Annotated in this window: 13 protein-coding genes; 11 read left to right on the top strand and 2 right to left on the bottom strand. The window is 64.8% G+C overall.

The features are described 5' to 3' along the window. Positions 1 to 249: 249 nt before the first annotated feature. The 4 genes from BFAL_RS09415 to BFAL_RS09400 all read left to right on the top strand — a co-directional run bounded on the left by BFAL_RS09415 (position 250) and on the right by BFAL_RS09400 (position 6,446). Complete coding sequence (locus tag BFAL_RS09415) at positions 250 to 951, top strand: ABC transporter ATP-binding protein (protein ID WP_055428128.1); 702 nt, start codon at positions 250 to 252, stop codon at positions 949 to 951. 5 nt (positions 952 to 956) lie between these two features. Beyond that, complete coding sequence (locus BFAL_RS09410; protein ID WP_055428156.1) at positions 957 to 4,301, top strand: ABC transporter permease; 3,345 nt, start codon at positions 957 to 959, stop codon at positions 4,299 to 4,301. 7 nt (positions 4,302 to 4,308) lie between these two features. Further along, the gene (locus tag BFAL_RS09405) at positions 4,309 to 5,862 is read left to right on the top strand and encodes an amidohydrolase family protein (RefSeq protein ID WP_082440507.1); all 1,554 of its coding nucleotides are present in this window, start codon (positions 4,309 to 4,311) and stop codon (positions 5,860 to 5,862) included. A gap of 104 nt (positions 5,863 to 5,966) precedes the next feature. Next, positions 5,967 to 6,446, top strand: coding sequence for a flavodoxin (locus tag BFAL_RS09400; RefSeq protein ID WP_055428126.1), 480 nt, complete (start codon positions 5,967 to 5,969; stop codon positions 6,444 to 6,446). Positions 6,447 to 6,452: 6 nt separating this feature from the next. Here the strand turns inward: BFAL_RS09400 and BFAL_RS09395 are convergent, their stop codons facing one another. Both BFAL_RS09395 and BFAL_RS09390 read right to left on the bottom strand, forming a co-directional pair. Further along, positions 6,453 to 7,259: an SDR family NAD(P)-dependent oxidoreductase gene (locus BFAL_RS09395; RefSeq protein ID WP_055428125.1), complete on the bottom strand. Its 807-nt coding sequence runs from the start codon at positions 7,257 to 7,259 to the stop codon at positions 6,453 to 6,455. Between the two features lie 44 nt (positions 7,260 to 7,303). Beyond that, positions 7,304 to 8,596, bottom strand: coding sequence for an NADH:flavin oxidoreductase/NADH oxidase family protein (locus BFAL_RS09390; protein WP_055428124.1), 1,293 nt, complete (start codon positions 8,594 to 8,596; stop codon positions 7,304 to 7,306). A 210-nt stretch (positions 8,597 to 8,806) separates the two neighbouring features. Here BFAL_RS09390 and BFAL_RS09385 point away from each other — a divergent pair, with 210 nt between their 5' ends. From BFAL_RS09385 to BFAL_RS09355, 7 genes are all read left to right on the top strand, one after another. Continuing rightward, on the top strand, positions 8,807 to 9,391 hold the full coding sequence (locus BFAL_RS09385) for a TetR/AcrR family transcriptional regulator (protein WP_055428123.1): 585 nt from the start codon (positions 8,807 to 8,809) through the stop codon (positions 9,389 to 9,391). 186 nt (positions 9,392 to 9,577) lie between these two features. Beyond that, positions 9,578 to 14,146: a glutamate synthase large subunit gene (gltB, locus tag BFAL_RS09380; protein WP_055428122.1), complete on the top strand. Its 4,569-nt coding sequence runs from the start codon at positions 9,578 to 9,580 to the stop codon at positions 14,144 to 14,146. Between the two features lies 1 nt (position 14,147). Then, entirely contained in the window at positions 14,148 to 15,686 is a 1,539-nt protein-coding gene (locus BFAL_RS09375; RefSeq protein WP_055428121.1) for a glutamate synthase subunit beta, read from the top strand. 138 nt (positions 15,687 to 15,824) lie between these two features. After that, positions 15,825 to 16,295 carry a hypothetical protein gene (locus BFAL_RS09370; RefSeq protein ID WP_055428120.1) on the top strand — a complete coding sequence of 157 codons (471 nt, stop codon included), beginning with the start codon at positions 15,825 to 15,827 and terminating at the stop codon, positions 16,293 to 16,295. 164 nt (positions 16,296 to 16,459) lie between these two features. Then, on the top strand, positions 16,460 to 17,710 hold the full coding sequence (gene glgA / locus BFAL_RS09365) for a glycogen synthase (RefSeq protein WP_055428119.1): 1,251 nt from the start codon (positions 16,460 to 16,462) through the stop codon (positions 17,708 to 17,710). Between the two features lie 147 nt (positions 17,711 to 17,857). Beyond that, positions 17,858 to 18,718: an ABC transporter ATP-binding protein gene (locus tag BFAL_RS09360; RefSeq protein ID WP_055428118.1), complete on the top strand. Its 861-nt coding sequence runs from the start codon at positions 17,858 to 17,860 to the stop codon at positions 18,716 to 18,718. A 147-nt stretch (positions 18,719 to 18,865) separates the two neighbouring features. Then, entirely contained in the window at positions 18,866 to 19,699 is an 834-nt protein-coding gene (locus tag BFAL_RS09355) for a nitrilase-related carbon-nitrogen hydrolase (RefSeq protein ID WP_055428117.1), read from the top strand. Positions 19,700 to 19,709 lie beyond the last annotated feature (10 nt).

Below are 19,709 nucleotides of genomic sequence, written 5' to 3'. Positions count from 1 at the left end.
GTCTGCATTGCTGTGTGGGGATGCTGATACCGATGCATTATATCAACATGTTGTCTTTTTAATGGGTGATTCATGGTGATACGAACGGTTTGGGTAACAGTGTTCAATCTGAACGGATCATCGGAAGTTGTTGATTGACCGGGTGTGTCGTTGTTTCCTATCATCGAAATCGTTATATCAACATGTTGTTTATTTAGTGGTTGAGAGCAACCATAAGGAGCATGAGGAGCATAAGGAGGCGAAGGACCTGTGGCATATATCGAGATGGTGCACAGCTACAAGCGCTACCACATGGGAGACACCGTCATCGTCGCCAACAATGACGTGAGCTTCGGCATCGAGAAAGGTGAACTGGCGATCATCCTCGGTTCATCCGGCGCAGGGAAATCGACCGTACTCAACATTTTGGGCGGCATGGACACCAACAGCGAGGGACAGGTGGTCATCGACGGCAAGGACATCTCGAACTACACCGCGCGTCAGTTGACCGACTACCGCCGCACCGACATCGGGTTCGTGTTCCAGTTCTACAACCTCGTGGCCAACCTCACCGCCCGGGAGAATGTGGAACTCGCCTCCGAGATCGTGCGCGACGCGCAGGACCCGGTCCAGGCGCTCGTGGATGTGGGACTGAAGGACCGTGTCGACAACTTCCCGGCGCAGCTTTCCGGCGGCGAGCAGCAGCGCGTCGCCATCGCCCGTGCCGTGGCCAAGAACCCCAAGATACTCCTGTGCGACGAGCCGACCGGCGCGCTCGACTACAACACCGGTAAGCAGGTGCTGCGCATCCTGCAGGACCAGAGTCGCGTCAAGGGCGCCACCGTGGTGATCGTCACCCATAACTCCGCCATCGCGCCCATCGCCGATCGTGTGATCCACATGCACGACGCGCGAGTTAAGGACATCGAGGTCAACGAGCGCCCCATGGACATCGAGGACCTGGAATGGTGAGCGCCATGACGTGCCGTAAGCCTCGCAGGCTCCGCAAGCGCATGTTGTGGCGTGACATCCGCGCCACCCTCGCCAAATCCAAGGGACGGTTCGCCTCCATCGTGAGCCTCATGATCCTGGGATCGTTCGCTCTCGTGGGCCTGTTCGCCACCGCGCCCGACATGAGGGCCACCGGACGCGCGTTCTACGGCGAGCACAATCTTGCGGACGTGACCGTGATCAGCGACTACGGCCTGACCGCCGACGACAAGACGATCATCCGCGAAACCGCCGGTGTGAAGGACGCTGAATTCGGCTACTTCAAGGATGTGACGATCGCGGACAGTGACCACAGCCTGCGCGTCAACTCGCTGCCCGAGACCGTCTCCACCTACGAGGTCGTGGAGGGGCGGCTGCCGCAGGCGGCCGGGGAGATAGCGCTTGACTCGGGGGAACGTGATCGGTTCGCCGTGGGCAGCTCCATCAGCGTGACCGAACTGCCGGACATCGCCGGCGACACCGTGCTCAGGCGGACCGACTTCACCGTGGTCGGCTTCGTGGAGGCCAGCGACACCGTCTCCAACCTCAACATGGGGCAGTCCACCGCCGGGTCCGGCGAACTCGACGGATACGCCGTGGTCACTGCTGGCACGTTCGACTCGTCAGTGGCAATGATCGGGCGCGTCACCTTCGAGGACACGGCAGGACTGAACTACTGGGATGACGCCTACCGTGACCGCGTGCAGGACCACAAGACCATGCTCGCCCGGCGGCTCGTCAACCAGCCCGACGCCCGCCGCGACTCCATCCGCTCCGAACGCCGCGAACAGATCGCCAAGGCGCAAGAGCAGGTGGACGACGCCAAACAGCAGCTTGTAGACGCCCAAACCCAGCTCGACGATGCCAAGGCGCAGATCGAATCCGGCAAGGACCAGCTTACCCAGGGCCAGCTCGACGCCGTCGACCAGGCATCCTCCGCGGCCGCCGAACTCGCCGGCGCAACCTCACAGATCGCTTCCGCCAACTCCACGCTCTCCGCCGCCCAAACCCAGCTCGCCGCCGGTGCCCAGCAACTCAATCAGGGCCAAGGCAGTCTCGAACTCGCCTGGCTGCAGCTCAATCAGGCCGGTACGCAACTCGCCGCGGCCCGTATGGCGCTCGATGCTTCCAAAAGCGCGCTCGACGCCACCGGACGTCTCCTCGCTTCATGGGAGAAAACCGGGATAACGGGCAAGGCGTACCAAAGTCTTAAGGGCCGGTACGATCAGGCGCTCGCCGACTGGAACACGGCCGCGGACACGTACAACGCCATGCTGAACCAATACAACAGCGGTCTCGAACAGTTCAACGAGGGGGCCGCCAAGCTTGATCAGGGATCCGAGGAGTACCAAAAGAACTCGGCCGCGATCGCGGAAGCCCAAAAACTGCTTGCATCCAAGCAGACCGAACTCGGGCACGCCGTCTCCACGGCTGCATCCGGATCGGCATCCGACGGTGCTTCACAGATGATCCAAGGCCAGCGCGACCTCGAGAAAGCCGAAGACGAATACGACCAGAAGCTCAAGGAATTCAATGACGCCAAGCCCGAGGCCGAGAAGAAGATCGCCGACGCGGAACGTCAGATCAAACTGGCGAGCGAAAAGGTGGACACCCTCGAAGTGCCCGCGTATTCGATCGACGGACGGCGTGAGGGACTCACCTCCGAGGGATATCGCGTGTACGAGATCATCGCGGACATCGTCATGAAACTCGCGCGTATCTTCCCGATCTTCCTGTACTTCGTGGCCGCGCTGGTCACGTTCACCACCATGGGCCGCATGGTGGATGAGGAGCGCACCAATTCCGGCACACTCAAGGCGTTGGGATATGGAAACGCGGACATCATGAAGAAATTCCTCGTCTACGGCTTCTCCGCCTCCACGGCCGGCACGATTCTGGGTGTGGCGGCCGGGCATACCATCCTGCCGCTCATCGTCTACCGTGCCTATGATTCCGGATTCACCATGCCGCGCATCGAGCTGCACTTCCACCCGGGCGTGACCGCCGCCGCGTTCCTGCTTGCATGGGCGAGCGCCGTGGCCCCCGCGTGTATCGCCGCATCCCGCGAGCTCAAGGAGAGGCCCGCCGCGCTGCTCCTGCCCAAGCCTCCCGCCAAGGGCTCGAAGATCTTCCTCGAGCGGATCACGCCCGTGTGGGACCGCCTGAACTTCACCCGTAAGGTCACGGCCCGCAACCTGTTCCGTTACAAGTCGCGCGGCCTTATGACCATTTTCGGCGTGGCCGGCGCAGTGTCGCTGCTCACCGCGGGCCTGGGCGTGCAGGCGTCGATCGGCCAGATCGGCGAGCGCCAGTTCGGCGGCATCATACACTACGATCTGATCGTGGCGGAGAAATCAGACAACAACGCCGACCAGCGCGACGCCGTATCCAAGGCCGTCGCCCCGGCGGACGGGGACGACGGCAATGGGGCGATCGACCGATCCGCGCCAATCCGCTACGAGGAGCTCACCACCACCGCCGGCAAACAGGGCGACAAGCAGACGATCACGCTCATCGTCACCGACGACGCCTACAACTTCGGCGACTACATCACCCTGCGCGACCGTGTCTCGCATGCCCCGCAGGTCCTGACCGACCGGGGCGCGATCATCTCCGAACGTATGGCGGATATGCTCGGTGCCAAGGCCGGGGACACCATATCCGTGACGGATCCCGACGGCGCGAAGCGCCAAGTGCGTGTGGATGGTGTGACCGAAATGTACATCGGTCACTTCATGTTCATGTCCTCCGGAGGCTACGATCGCGCATTCGGCGCCGACTACCGGTCCAACGCCTACCTGGTCCGCCTCAAGGACTCATCCGTGGACAACGCCAACAGGCAGGGAGCGGACCTCATGGCCGTGGACGGGGTCAGGGGCGTGGTGCAGAACATCACCATGAGGAACCAAGTGGCCACGATCGTCGACTCGCTCGACCAGATCATGGAGGTGCTCATCCTGGTGGCTGCGCTGCTCGCGGTGGTGATCCTCTACAACCTCACCAACCTCAACGTGTCCGAACGCATCCGCGAACTGTCCACCATCAAGGTGCTCGGCTTCCATACCGGGGAGACGACCATGTACATCTATCGCGAAACGATCGTCCTGTCCGCGTTCGGAGTGCTGGCCGGATACGTGTTCGGTGCCGTCTTGCACCGATACATCATCACCGAGGTGCCGCCGGACGAGGTCATGTTCGACCCAGCCATCGCCTGGCTGGCATTCGCCGTGCCGCTCGCCGTGGTGGTTGTGGTGCTCGCCATGCTTGGCTGGGTGGTGTACCGCCGTCTCAAGGACGTGGACATGCTCGGCGCGTTGAAGAGCGTGGAATGAGCCGGGAATGGAGAAAAAAGAGAAAGAAAGGAAAACCATGAACCATCCGGTCGAATCGAATGATGTCGCCCCGCTGCGCTTCCGTGGTAAGGTCGACTTCCAGTCGCACTACCTGCCTCCCGCGTATCTGGAATTCCTGCGCGCGCATTATCCCGGCAGCCCGGACGGTTACCCTACGCCCGACTACTGGACTCCCGACTGGCAGCGTGACAAGATGGACCTGCTCGGTATCGCCTATGCACATCTGGAACTCTCCTCGCCGAATGTCTTCCTGCCGCAGGCGGACGACTGTCTGCGGCTGGCCCGGAAGATCAACGATCAGGGGGCGGCAATCGCCGCCGAGGAACCGACCCGGTTCGGGCTGATTGCCACACTGCCCCTGCCATGGGCCGAGGAGTCCGCGGCGGAGGCCCGGCGTACGCTCGACGAGCTCAAGGCCGACGGCGTGGGACTGACGACCAACCACCATGGCGTGTATCTGGGTGACCCCCGACTCGATCCGGTGATGCGCGAACTGGACGACCGCGGCGCAATGGCGATCGTCCATCCCACCGCGCCGCCAGTGTCCGTGCTCGGCGCGTGCGAGGGCCTGTCCCTTCCTGCTTTCGAATACTTCGTGGAAACCACGCGGGCCTTCACCAACATGGTGTTGGAGGATACGTTCGTCAAGTTCCCGAACATCCGCTGGGTGATGCCGCATGCCGGCGCGTTCGTCTCTATCCTCGCCGAGCGGTTCGAAAGCTTCGCGTTCATGCTGCGCTTCGCTGACCCGGACCGCCGTGTCGACTATATGGAGGCCATGTCCCATGTGTACTACGACCTTGCCGGATTCAGTGAGCCCAAGCAGCTCGCCGACCTTTTACGCAACGTGCCGGACACCCACCTGCTGTACGGGTCGGACACCCCCTACACGCCCATCGAGGCGGTGCTCGGCCAGGCTCGGGCGCTGGAGGGGACCGACAAGCTCACCGAGGAGCAGAAGCGCATGGCGTTCACCGGCAATGCGCTCGCCGTCAACCCGAAACTCGCAGGAATCCCGGCATTGGCACGGGCGGCTTCCGAGACCGCGGGGAATGTCACGGTGAGGCGGGACGGACGGTGGCATGTGCGGCTCTTGCGCGACCTCTTCCCGCGTAGGCATGTGGCCGTGCGCGTGCCTGTTCCGCCGCACGAGGCCGCCCCAAAGATCGCCGGGGCCGTTCGCGATGCCGCCGCCGCGCGCCTTGCGCCCGATCCCGGCGACGACCCGGCACTCACCGCCCGCTATGACGTGCGGCTCAACTCACCGGTGGGCGTAATCGCGATCCCCGTGATTGTCTCCTACGATGACACGACCCGAACGTCGTTCCATGGCAAGGCGCAGGTCATGGGAATCGTGGCATCCTACCGGGATGGCGTGCGCGACGGGACGCAGCATTCGTTCGACATTCGCGTGCGTCTGCCGTTCGGCCCGCTCACCGTCCACCTCGATGCTGACGTGTCCGAACCCGACGGCTCGGTCGCGGGCACGGCCGTCGCGCCCCATCGCAGGCCCATGCCCTTCACCGGCCGGCGGCGCTGATCGTCGGTCCGATCTCGCATGCGTTTGTCTTCGAGCGCTTGAGGTGGGTATTACTGAAATCGAACGACAGCCTGCCCGTATCGGGCTGAAGGAAAGGAAGCATCATGTCCAAGCGCATGCTTGTCACGTATTTCTCCGCCACCGGCACCACGCGTGAGGTCGCCGAACGCCTCGCGCACGCGATCGGCGCCGACCTCAAGGAGATCGAACCCGCCGAGCCGTACACGGCCGCCGATCTCGACTGGCGCGACTCCGACAGCCGCACCAGCGTCGAGCACCGCAACCGCGACATGCGTCCGGCGTTGAAGACGCCGATCGACGTAAGCGGCTACGACGTCGTGTTCGTCGGATACCCGCTGTGGTGGGAGACCGCGCCGCGCGCCGTCCGCACGTTCCTCGAAAGCGCGGATTGGGAGGGCAAGACCATCGTCACGTTCGCGACCTCCGTCTCCAGCACGCGCGGAGCAGACGGCGTGCAACTGCACGATTCGGCGCCCGCCGCCCATTGGGTGCCGGGGCGTCGCGTCGCCGCTGGCGAGAGCGAGGCCAAGCTCGCCAAGTGGGCCGATGGCCTCGGCCTGTGATTCGGCTTACCTGCCGTCAAAGCCGCCATCCTCGAAGCTGGTGGCTTTGACGGCGAGCGCGCTCGGCATGAGTTTCGCGAACACCCGGTATAGCTTGTAGAACAGCATCGGCGTATAGGTGGCGCGACCGCGTTCGGCCATCATGAGTGTACGCGCGGTTTCGCGTTTGAGGTCGAGATACGGCAGACGTCCGAGCTTGCCGGTCGCGGTCGCCTGCACGTTCATTTCGGTGTTCATGTTTCCGGGGCTCATCAGCAGCACGTTCACGCCGCGTTTGCGTTCCTCGTCGTGCAACGCCCGTGCGAGGAAGCGCGTATATGCCTTGCTTGCCGAATACACCGCCTGCCAGGGGGTCGGTGCGAACGAGGCGACCGAGCCTGTGATCACCTCGACCGAACCTGCGCTCATATACGGCAGGAATACGCGGTTCACCATAGTCATGCCCATGATGTCGAGTCTGATCATCGCGTGGATGTCCTTGGAATCCATGTCACGGAACAGGCCTTTGCGTTCGAAGCCGGCGTTGTTGATGAGCACACGTACGGTCGGTTGTCTCTTGGCGAGCATGGAGGAAAGTTCGTCGTAGGAGGATGGTTCCGCCAGGTCGAGCGCTACGGCGTGTACGCGTGCGTGACTGTTCGGGAATTGTTCGGCCAGCGCTTCGAGACGTTCCTTGCGCCGCGCTATCAGCCAGATCTCGTCGAGATCGGGGTACCGGTGGACGATGGTCTCGTAGAATTGTCTCCCCAGGCCGGACGAAGCCCCGGTGATCACTGCGATGTTGGCGTGTTCGGTGTTGTTGGATGTCGTCATGATATGCCTTCCACGGTTGTTTCTTGGTGATGTGTCACGGATGCTCACTGATGGCCCTTGCGGCGGCGCGGGGTCAGGGCTGCCGGACCGTGCTTGCCAATCGCGAAGCACAGCGCCCGCAGTCCGCCAATCCGCGGATTCGGCTTCTTCCCGCGTCCGATGCGGTTCATCTGAAGCTCGAACCAGCCGATGACGAGGATGCCGCCGAACGCGCGGTCGAGCGCCTTGATTCCGGTCGTCACCCACGGCAGGTCCACGGTGCCGTCCCAACGGTCGCGGATGATCCGCTTCGGCAGATCGGGCACGAGGGCAAGTGGTCGCGCGATGCCGATCATCTGAGTCAGTCCCTCGTCGAGCGCGCGTTCCATGTCGCGCGCGTTGCGGAACCCGCCGGTCAGGGCCACGGGCACGGAGAGCTCTCCTTTGACGCGTCTGGCGAAATCGGTGAAGTACACGCCGCGTCTGCGGTCTTCGGCCGCGCCGCTGTTGGTCTGGATGACCGGCTTCTCAAGAGTGCCGCCGGAGACGTCGATCAGATCGACGCCGCGCTTTTCGAGCTGCTTCATGACCCAGATGGATTCCTCCTCATCGAAGCCGGCGAAGACGCCGTTTCGCTCGCTGGCCTTCGCCGCGATCGGCACGTCGCTTGAATTGAGCTTCACCGCGATCGGGAATTCCGGGCCGACGGCCTCGCGTACTGCGGCGAACACCTCGAACAGGAAACGCGCGCGGTGCTCGAGGTCGCCGCCGTAGTCGTCGGTTCGCCGGTTGTCGTCGGAGGAGAGGAACTGGTTGATGAGGTAGCCGTGCGCCGCGTGGATCTCCACGCCGGTGAATCCGGCCTTCTTCGCGATACGCGCCGTCGTGGCGAACCGGCGTACGATGTCGTGGATCTGCTCGATGGTGAGCGCGGTCGGTTCGGCGAAGAACCGGCCGTATTCGCCTTCCATCCTTCCGCCGCTGGGTGCGTACGGATGCTGGTTGATGGTGATGGGGGACTGGCGTCCGGGATGGTTGATCTGCATCCAGCAATGCGCCCCGTTGCGGGTTCCCGCCGCGGCCCAACGGCGCAGCATGTTCAGATCCCGTTCGTCCTCGACGGCGACGTTGCCGGGTTCGCCGAGCTGCGTGCGGTCGACCATCACGTTGCCGGTGACGAGCACTCCGGCACCGCCGTCCGCCCACGTGCGGTAGAGGTTCACGTGTTCCTCGGTGGGGGCGCAGTCGCGTCCGGCCAGCGCCTCGTTCATGGCCGACTTGTAGAAGCGGTTCTTCACCGTGACCCCGCATGGCAGGGTGAGCGGGGCGGCGATTTCCGGGGTGCGGTCTGCGTTCATGATGTTCCTTTCCGGTGTATGCGAACGTCCAGATTTTTGCACATGTCTAACTTTGTTTAAGTCGTACAATAATCCAGATTTAGACATTTGTAAAATTCTGGACGATAAGTTAGGGTAAAGCCGTTGGAGTCATTGGCAACACGCCGGCGGCACCTGCGCCATTGCCGGATGCCGCCAAAAGAACCAGTGAGAAAACGAAAGGGACTCGACATGAAAAAGGACCTGAACGCAAAACTCTCCCGCGGTGCACTGCGCACGCTCGACGCCTTCTCCGGCGCGATGATCGATCTGCTGCGGACCAAGCCGTTGACCTCGATCAGCGTCAACGAACTATGCGAACGCAGCTCGTATCCACGCGCCACGTTCTACAACTACTTCGACGACCGCGACGACCTGCTGACCTACTGCTGGATCGCCATGTCCGGTCAGGCTCGGATCGCCGATCTCGAATCGACCGAACCGAGCGGCCGCGTGGACCTTGCGCTCGACATGATGGCCGACATGCTCGAGGACAACGCCGCCCTGCTGGAGGAGGTCCTCGAACACAATCCGGTCGACGGCCCGCTGTTCGCCAGCCTGCGCGCGTTCATCACGGAACGGTCGCGTGAACTCATGCGTACCTGCATCGATCGAGAACGCCACACGTTGCCCCTCGAACTGGTCGCCGACCACTACGCCGACACCCTGATGCTCGTCCTCGACTGGTCGTATCTGCGCGGACATGCGCTTATGCGCCCCGAGCTGCACGACTATGCCCACGTTCTGCTCGAAGGCGTGGAACGGCCTCGGGCGTGAATCGCATTGTGAGCGCGCCCAGCGCGCCGGGGTCGGCAAGTCGCGTAAAATTGGGTATTGACTTTTTCCCCGACTCGGTATATGGACAGCGAAACGCGCATGACATATCGCGACGCTACGCTGTCAACAGCAATCTGACAGGAGTGGCGCGTTTCCGCGCGCCCGCAAGCAATTGAGGTGATTTCGGTGACATTCAGACCGCTTGATCTCACGGTCCACGCTCCGGACGGCATGTACGACCCCTCCAACGAGCATGACGCCTGCGGTGTGGGTATGGTCACCACGCTCAACAAGCGCCCCGAACACAAGATCGTCAAGGACGCCATCGAAGTGCTGGTCAATCTCGACCACCGCGGCGCCGTGGGCGCCGAAGAGAACACGGGCGACGGCGCCGGCATCCTCATGAGCATGCCGGACGAGTTCATGCGAGCCACCGTGCCCGCCGAACTGCCCGATGCCGGCCACTACGCCGCCGGCATCGCATTCCTCGACCGCGACATCGAAACCTCCGGACAGCAGGAGCAGGCCATCGCCAGGATCGCGCGCGAGGAAGGCCTCGAGGTCCTCGCATGGCGCGTCGTGCCCACCAATCCGGACGGACTCGGACTCCAGGCGCTCGCCGCCATGCCGAGCTTCAAGACGCTCGTCGTGGCGGACCCCGAAGGCGGGCTCGCCGGCGTCGAACTCGACCGCAGGACGTTCCGCATCCGCAAGCGCGTCGAGCATGAGGTGGGCGTCTACTTCGCCTCCCTGTCCGCGCGCACCATCACCTACAAGGGCATGCTGACGACCATGCAGCTCACCCACTTCTTCCCGGACCTGGTCGACGAGCGCATGAAGGCCGTCGTGGCCATCGTCCACTCCCGCTTCTCCACGAACACGTTCCCGAGCTGGCCTCTCGCCCAGCCGTTCCGCCTGCTCGCGCACAACGGCGAGATCAACACCATCCAAGGCAACCGCAACTGGCTGTCCGCCCGCGAAGGCCGCCTGAGCTCCGAACTGCTCGGCGAGTTCGAGCCGCTGCTGCCGATCGCCACGCCCGGCTACTCCGATTCCGGCACCTTCGACGAATGCCTCGAACTGCTGCACCTCGCAGGCCGTTCCCTGCCGCACGCCATCTCGATGATGCTGCCGCCGGCGTGGGAGAAGAACGAGAACCTCGACCCTGACCTCAGGGCCTTCTACGAGTACAACAACACGCTGATCGAGCCGTGGGACGGCCCGGCCGACATCGTCTTCACCGACGGCACCCAGGTGGGCGCCCTGCTCGACCGCAACGGCTTCCGCCCCGGCCGTTGGCAGCTCACCGACGACGGCTACATCGTCCTCGCCTCCGAAGCGGGCGTGCTGCCGGAGACCGAGCAGGAGCACATCGTATCCAAGGGCCGTCTCGAGCCCGGCAGGATGTTCCTCGTCGACACCGCCGAAGGCCGCATCATCCCCGACGAGGAGATCAAGAAGACCCTCGCCGCCCAGCACCCGTACCGCAAGTGGGTCGAAGGCAATTCCGTCGAGATGAGCGACCTGCCCGCACGCGAGCACGTCAACCACTCCGGCCAGTCCGTGCAGCGCCGCCAGCGCGCCTTCGGCTACACCGAGGAGGACCTGAAGCTCATTCTCACGCCGATGGCCAACACCGGCAAGGAGCCGCTCGGCTCCATGGGCAACGACACCCCGCTGCCCGTACTCTCCGGCCGTTCGCGCATGCTGTTCGACTACTTCCACCAGAAGTTCGCGCAGGTCACCAACCCGCCGCTCGACTGGGAACGCGAGGAGGTTGTCACCTGCCTCGAATCCGCCATCGGCCCCGAGCCGAACCTGCTGGCCGATTCCGAACTGCACGCCAAGAAGATCCTCATCCCGCTGCCCGTCATCGACTCCGACGAGATGGCGCAGCTCAAGCGCCTCGACAAGGCCCGCATCCTCGGCGGCTACTACCGTCCGTACGTCGTCAAGGGTCTCTATCAGGTCGCCGGCGGCGGCCAGGCCCTCAAGGAGCGTCTCGACGAGATCTTCGCCGAGATCGACGAGGCCATCGACAACGGCAAGAACTTCATCGTGCTGTCCGACCGCGATTCCAACCACACGTGGGGCCCGATCCCGTCCCTGCTGCTCACTTCGGCGGTGCAGCACCATCTGCTGCGCCGCCACACCCGCACGCAGATCTCCATGGCCGTCGAGGCCGGCGACGTGCGCGAGATCCACCACGTGGCGCTGCTCATCGCCTACGGCGCGGCCTGCGTCAACCCGTACCTCGCGTTCGAATCCGTCGAGAACCTCTCGCGCGAAGGCTACGTGAAGGTCGATCCGGCCACCGCCGTGAAGAACCTCACCAAGGCGCTGTCCATCGGCGTGCTCAAGATCATGGCCAAGATGGGCGTCTCCACCATCATGAGCTACCGTGGCGCCCAGCTGTTCGAGGCCGTTGGCCTGAGCCAGGGCATCGTCGACGAATACTACACCGGCACCACCACCCGCGTCGGCGGCGTCGGTCTCGACGAGATCGCCGAGGAGGTCGCCTCCCGCCACCGCGTCGCCTATCCGAACCAGTGGACCGCGTCCCCGCACCGCAACCTGCGTACCGGCGGCCTGTACAAGTGGCGCCGCACCGGCGAGGACCACCTCAACGACCCGGAGGCCATCTTCCTGCTGCAGCAGTCCACCCAGCGCGGCGACTACGGCATGTTCAAGAAGTACACGCACCACATCGACGACACCTCGAACAGGCTCATGACGCTGCGCGGCCTGATGAAGTTCAACCACACGCGCAAGCCGATCGACATCTCCGAGGTCGAACCGGCCAGCGAGATCGTCAAGCGGTTCTCCACCGGCGCGATGAGCTACGGCTCCATCTCGCAGGAGGCGCACGAGACGCTCGCCATCGCGATGAACCGCATCGGCGCCCGTTCCAATTCCGGCGAAGGCGGCGAATCCGACGACCGCATCGAGGATCCGCAGCGCTACAGCCGCATCAAGCAGATCGCCTCCGCTCGATTCGGCGTCACCTCCGACTATCTCGTGCACGCCACCGACCTGCAGATCAAGCTCGCGCAGGGCGCCAAGCCCGGTGAGGGCGGCCACCTGCCCGGAGCGAAGGTCCCGCCGTGGATCGCCACCGTGCGTCACGCGACGCCGGGCGTCGAGCTCATCTCCCCGCCGCCTCACCACGACATCTACTCCATCGAGGACCTCAAGCAGCTCATCAACGACGCCAAGATGGCCAATCCGAAGGCCCGCGTCCACGTCAAGCTCGTCTCCGAGTTCGGCGTCGGCACGATCGCGGCCGGCGTCGCCAAGTGCCATGCCGACGTGGTCCTCATCTCCGGCTACGACGGCGGCACCGGCGCGGCCCCGCTCAACGCGATCCGCCATGCGGGCACCCCGTGGGAGATCGGCCTGTCCGAAACGCAGCAGACGCTGATTCTCAACGGCCTGCGCTCCCGCATCGTCGTCCAGTGCGACGGCGAGCTCAAGACCGGCCGCGACGTCGTCATCGCCGCCCTGCTCGGCGCCGAGGAATTCGGCTTCGCGACGGCCGCGCTGATCGTCGAAGGCTGCGTCATGATGCGCGCATGCCAGAAGAACACGTGCCCGCAGGGCATCGCCACCCAGGATCCGGAGCTGCGCGCCCGCTTCCGCGGCAAGCCCGAGCACGTGGTCAACTTCTTCATGTTCATCGCCGAGGAGGTGCGCGAGATCCTCGCCCAGCTCGGCTTCCGCACGCTCGAGGAGGCCGTCGGCCACGTCGAGTGCCTCGACCAGAACGAAGCCATCAAGCGTTGGAAGTCCGATGGCATCGACCTGACGAACGTGCTCAAGCAGGCGGGTCCTGTGCCCGGCACCATCCTGCACAACACCGAGCCGCAGAACCACGAGCTGGAGAAGGCGCTCGACAACCGCCTCATCGAACTCGCCGAACCCGCGCTCGAACGCAAGGAGCCGGTGCGCATCGAAGTGCCGATCCGCAACGTCAACCGCACGGTCGGCACGATGGTCGGCTACGAGATCACGCGCCGCTACGGTGCCGAAGGCCTGCCCGACGACACCATCGACATGACCCTGCACGGTTCCGGAGGCCAGTCCATCGGCGCGTTCATCCCGCGCGGCGAGACCATCCGCGTCTACGGCGAGGTCAATGACTACGCGGGCAAGGGCCTGTCCGGCGGGCGCCTCATCGTCCGCGCGGAGGACGGCGTCACCTTCGACCGCCACGAGAACGTGATCGCGGGCAACGTCACCGGTTTCGGCGCCACCTCCGGCGAGATGTTCGTCGCCGGCAAGGCTGGCGAACGCTTCGCCGTGCGCAACTCCGGCGCGACGTTCGTGGTCGAGGGCGTCGGCGACCACGGCTGCGAGTACATGACCGGCGGCACGGTCGTCGTGCTCGGCCCCACCGGCCGCAACTTCGGCGCGGGCTTCTCCGGCGGCAACACGTACGTGCTCGACCTCGACATGGGGCAGATGAACCCCGAGGCCGTGGAGTCCGGCGCGCTGCTGTTCGAGCCGCTCGACGCCGAGACCTCCTCTCTCGTGCGCGCGCTCGTCAAGAAGCACGCCGAGGAGACCGGATCCGAGTTCGCCGCCGCGCTGCTCAAGGATTGGGATGAGAGCGCGAAGCGCTTCACCCACGTCGTGCCGAAGCACTTCATCGCCATGGAGAAGGCCATGGCGGACGCCGAAGCGGAACACATCGATTTCAACACGCCCGGCGCTTGGGAACAGGTGTACGAGCACGTCATGGAAGGAGCGCGCTGAAATGGGCGACCCGAGAGGATTCCTGAAAGTCCGTACCCGTCGTGAGCTGGCCGAGCGTCCTGTCGCGGAGCGTATCAAGGACTGGTTCGACGTGCATGCCGAATCCGGTTTGCAGCCGTGGACGACCGAACAGGCGGCTCGCTGCATGGACTGCGGCACCCCGTTCTGCATGACCGGCTGCCCGCTGGGCAACCTGATCCCCGAGTTCAACGATCTGGTCCGTCAGGAGCATTGGGAGGACGCCTACCAGCGTCTGAGCCTGACCAACAACTTCCCCGAGGTCACGGGCCGCATCTGCCCGGCCCTGTGCGAGCAGGCCTGCGTGCTCGGCATCCACCAGCCGCCGACGATGATCAAGAACGACGAGTGCACGATCATCGATCAGGCGTGGGACCTCGACTACGTCAAGCCGATGCCGCCGCAGCGCCTGACCGACCAGACCGTCGCGGTCGTCGGTTCCGGCCCCGCCGGACTCGCCGCCGCGCAGCAGCTCACCCGCGCCGGCCACACCGTCGTCGTCTACGAGAAGGACGACGCGCTCGGCGGCCTCATGCGTTACGGCATCCCGAACTTCAAGCTCGAGAAGACGCTGCTCGACCGTCGTGTCGAACAGATGGAGGCCGAAGGCACGCGTTTCGAGACCGGCGTCGAGATTGGCAAGGACATCAGCTGGGACGACCTGCGCGACCGGTATGACGCGGTCGTCGTCGCCATCGGCTCCCGCGTGCCGCGCGACATGAAGATTCCCGGCCGTGAGCTCGACGGCATCCACTTCGCGATGGACTTCCTGCCCGACGCGACCCGCCGCATCTACGGCGCGCCGCTCGAGCACGACATCACCGCGAAGGACAAGCACGTCATCGTCATCGGCGGCGGCGACACGGGTTCCGACTGCCTCGGCACGTCCATCCGCCAGGGCGCGAAGGACGTGACCGTCCTGCAGATCATGCCGAAGGAGCCGGCCTCGCGTCCGGACAACCAGCCGTGGCCGACGTTCGCGCGTCTCTATCAGAAGACCACGTCGATGGCCGAGGGTGGCGAATACCTGTACTCGACCGATTCGGTGAACTTCATCGGCACGGACGAGGAGCAGAAGCGCATCCACGTGGAGAACTCCACCACTGCGGAAGGTTTCGTGGCCGACGAGCATGGCCACGTGACCGGCCTCAAGGTCGTGTCCGTGGCGCCCGGCGAGAACGGCCCGTTCACCCGTCAGCCCGGCACGGAGCGCGTGCTGCCCGCCGACCTCGTGCTCATCTCCGTCGGCTTCCTCCACCCGGACACCACGACGATCGTCGACCAGCTGCCCGTCGAGCTCGACAAGCGCGGCAACATCGCCCGCGACGACAAGTTCGCCACCTCGCAGGACGGCGTGTTCGTGTGCGGCGACGCCGGCCGCGGGCAGAGCCTCGTCGTGTGGGCCATCGCGGAGGGCCGCTCCTGCGCCGCCGCCGTCGACGAATACCTGTCCAGCGAGCACACCAGCGAGCTGCCCGCCCCGATCAAGGCGAGCACCCGTCCGATGATGCTGCCCCGCTGAGTGCGGTCCGCCACGCCCGCCGGCATCACGCGGGCATGGCATGCGTCACAGTGATGGATGACGGTATGGATGCCGTCATCCAATGGAATCCTGCGGTACTATCTACCGCAGGATTCTTTTCTACCAAAGGAGCTTCATATGCCGAATCGAGCGGAACGTCGTGCCAAGGCCAAAGCGGACCGTAGAGGTATCCCTTCGCAGTACGATTCCACGCGCGGGCGCGCACGGTCGGGCATGATCGACGAATACCAGCTGCAGGAGCGTTCCCGCAGGCTGCAGGAGGGCGGCGACCTCGGCCCGTGGAAGCCGAGCGGCGGTCCTATCGCCGAAACCGACACGACACTCACCACGAACCCCGACTACCGTGACCCGAAGGCGTTCAGGAAGCCGCATTCGGTGCGCCAATGGTTCCGCGTGGGCAGCTGGACGCTGATCGCGTTGTCCATCATCGCGTTCTTCGTGGTCATGTGGCTGCCGACATCGCTGCGCCCCATGTGGCTGATCATCACCGTGTCCGCCGTGTTCATCGTGGGCGTGGTGAGCCTGTTCTTCACCGCCGGCGATTCCAGGCACAATCCGAATCTGGACGAGCACGGCACCGCCGTCTGATTCCGATGCGCGCCGCATGACGTCGATGACGTCCGTGCGACGCGCATCCGGAGGAGATGAACAAACGCGAAACGCACGACGCAGGTTGTGCGTTTTTCCGTATGTCGTGCCGTAGAGTGGAAGCTGCTTGAGTTTTTCCGGACGGAAAGAGAGGTAGCACACCAATGAAGGTCAACATTCTCACCCGCGAATACCCGCCGCACGTCTACGGAGGCGCCGGCGTGCACGCCGAAGAGCTGTCCAAGGTGCTCGCCGAGCGCGTCGACGTGACCGTGCGCGCGTTCGACGGTCCGCGCACCGAGGCCGACATGCCGGCCATCCCGAACGCGGATCAGGCGAAGGGATCCCTCAAGGTCGTCGGCTATGACGTTCCGGCCGAATTGAAGGACGCGAACGGCGCGGTCAAGACCTTCGGCGTGGATCTGCAGATCGCGAACGACGCCGACGGCGACATCAACCACGCGCACACGTGGTACGCCTGCCTCGCCGGCTACCTCGCCAAGATGCTTCACGGCACGCCGCTGGTCGTCACCGCGCACAGCCTCGAACCGTTCCGCCCGTGGAAGCGCGAACAGCTCGGCGGCGGCTACAACCTGAGCTCCTGGGCGGAGAAGGACGCCTACGAGCACGCCGACCGCGTCATCGCCGTCTCCGGCGGCATGCGTGAGGACATCCTCACCGCCTACCCGGAGCTCGATCCGAACAAGGTCGTCGTCGTGTACAACGGCATCACCATGTCCGAATTCGCCACGCCCGCCGAAGACGATCCCGCATGGGGCGTGTTCGACCGCTACCACATCGACCGCAGCAAGCCGACCCTGCTGTTCGTCGGCCGCATCACCCGCCAGAAGGGCCTGCCGTACCTGCTCAAGGCGCTGCACTTCGTCGACCCGGGCGTCCAGGTGGTGCTGTGCGCCGGCGCCCCCGATACTCCGGAGATCATGGAGGAGGTCAAGAACTCCTTCGCTGAGCTCGACGCGAAGCGCGGCAACATCATCTGGATCGAGGAGATGCTGCCGAAGAACGAGCTTTCCGCGCTGGAACACGGCTGTGACGCGTTCATCTGCCCGTCCATCTACGAGCCGCTCGGCATCGTCAACCTCGAGGCCATGGCGTGCGGCCTGCCGGTCGTCGCCTCCGCCACCGGCGGCATCCCCGAGGTCGTCGTCGACGGCGAGACCGGCTACCTCGTGCCGATCGACCAGCTGCGCGACGGCACCGGCACCCCCACGGACCCGGACAAGTTCGTGCACGACATGGCCGACGCGATCAACAAGGTCATGTCCGATCCGGAGCTCGCCAGGAAGATGGGCCAGGCCGGCTACGAGCGCGCCCGTGACGTGTTCAGCTGGGAGTCCATCGGCGACGCCACTGTCAAGGTGTACGAGGACGTGCTCGCCGAGCAGAAGAAGTGAGGTCGGCCGGCCGATCGATCGGCGATCGGCCGTCGGCGATTGACTGATGGATGGGCCTTCCCTTGCGAAAGGGAGGCCCATCGTCGATAATCGTCGGCGAATACCGATGAACGGACAGACGATAGACACAACGGGGAGGAACCGCATATGACCGACACCACCGACGACGTCGTGCTCAGGCTCGAGGACGTCGAATTCCGCCGCAACCGTCGCGTAATCATCACCGACGTGAACCTGACGATCCGCGCGGGGGAGCGGTGGGTGCTGTTCGGGCCGAACGGCATCGGCAAATCCACCGCCGTCGGCATGCTCGCCACGCGCACGTTCCCCTCCGAAGGCCGCGTGTTCATCCTCGGCCATCAGCTCGGCAAATACGACGTGTTCAAACTGCGCACGCGCATCGGACTCGCCTCCGCCGCACTGGGCCGCCAGTTCCCCGAATTCGAGGATCCGCTCGACGCGGTCGTCACCGGACTGTCCGCCGTGACCGGACGCTGGCGCGACACGTATTCGCAAGAGGAGTATGCGCGTGCCCGCAAACTATTGAGCGACTTCCGTGTGGGCTACCTCGAGGGCAAGGAGATGTGGCGCCTGTCCGAAGGCGAACGCACGCGCGTGCTCATTGCCCGCGCGCTCATGGGAGACCCGGAACTGCTCATCATGGACGAGCCGACCACCGGCCTCGATCTGGGCGGGCGCGAGCAGGTGATGCGCACGCTGAGCCGTATCGGCGAGGAGGATTCGCGGCGCGCCGTCGTGCTCGTCACGCACCGGCTCGAGGAGATCCCCGCCGGATTCGACCACATCGCCATCATGGGCCGCAAGCCGATCCCCGTGGAGGACGCCACCGAGGAGGGGCTCGATTCGGCCGGCAATCCCGGCGCCGGCACCATCGTCTACACCGGCCCGCTCGAACAGGGTCTGACGGACGAACGCCTGTCCGACCTGTTCGGCATGCCCATCGAGGTGGAGCATTCCCACGGCCGCTGGGCCGCCTACGCCGTGTGAGATTCTGTAAGACGGCGTCCATATCTGCACTCGTCGCGATTTGGATGGTCGCGATATCGACACTCGTCATGATTCGTGTGGTCTCTCTACCGACACTCGTCGCGTTTGATGATCCACGCGGTGTTTTCGCGTGGCATGATGTGTTGTATGGGATTCCTGACGACGCTTGCCGTGGCGGTGGCGCAGTTCACCGTCACGCGTGAACCGGAACGCAATCTGGAGATCATCGACGGGTTCGCGCGCGACGCGGCCGCCGGAGGCGCGCGCCTGCTGGTATTGCCTGAAGGGCTGATCGCGCGTGACGGGGACGACGACGGGTTCGCCGCCGCGCACGCGCAGCCGTTGAGCGGTCCGTTCGTCTCCGGGTTGCGCCGCATCAGCAGGGAGCGTGGCGTCGCGCTGCTGGGCACGGTGCACGTCACGCCCGAGCCGTCGGACATGACGTTGGGCGCGGACGCGCGCGTCTCCAACGTGTTCCTGGCCGTCGACGACGGGGAGATTCGTGCCGCCTACCGCAAGCTGCACCTGTACGACGCGTTCGACGCGCGCGAATCCGATGTGGTGCGGCCCGGAACGGAGCTGCCGCCCGTCATCGACATCGACGGCTGGAAGGTCGGCGTCATGACCTGCTACGACCTGCGCTTCCCGGAGACCGCGCGCTCGCTGGCCGTGCGCGGCGCCGACGCGATCGCGGTGAGCGCCGCGTGGGTGCGGGGGCCGCGCAAGGAGCGTCACTGGTCGCTGCTCGCGGCCGCACGCGCGTTGGAGAACACCTGCTATGTGATGGCGTGCAGCGAGGTGAGCGCCCGCAACATCGGATGCAGCCGCATCGTCGATCCGATGGGGGAGACGCTGGTCGAAGCGGGCGATGACGGGCCCGCGCTCATCACCGCCGATCTGAGCCGCGAGACGCTGTCGTCCGCCCGCCGCGTCCTGCCCGTCCTCGGCAACCGCCGCTTCGCCGACCCGGTGCTGCGGTGACCGATGGCAG

The organism is Bifidobacterium aesculapii (assembly GCF_001417815.1).
Lineage (GTDB): Bacteria > Actinomycetota > Actinomycetes > Actinomycetales > Bifidobacteriaceae > Bifidobacterium > Bifidobacterium aesculapii.
The sequence above is the reverse complement of the archived record's forward strand: the minus strand, read 5'-3'. Positions and strand labels throughout refer to the sequence as shown.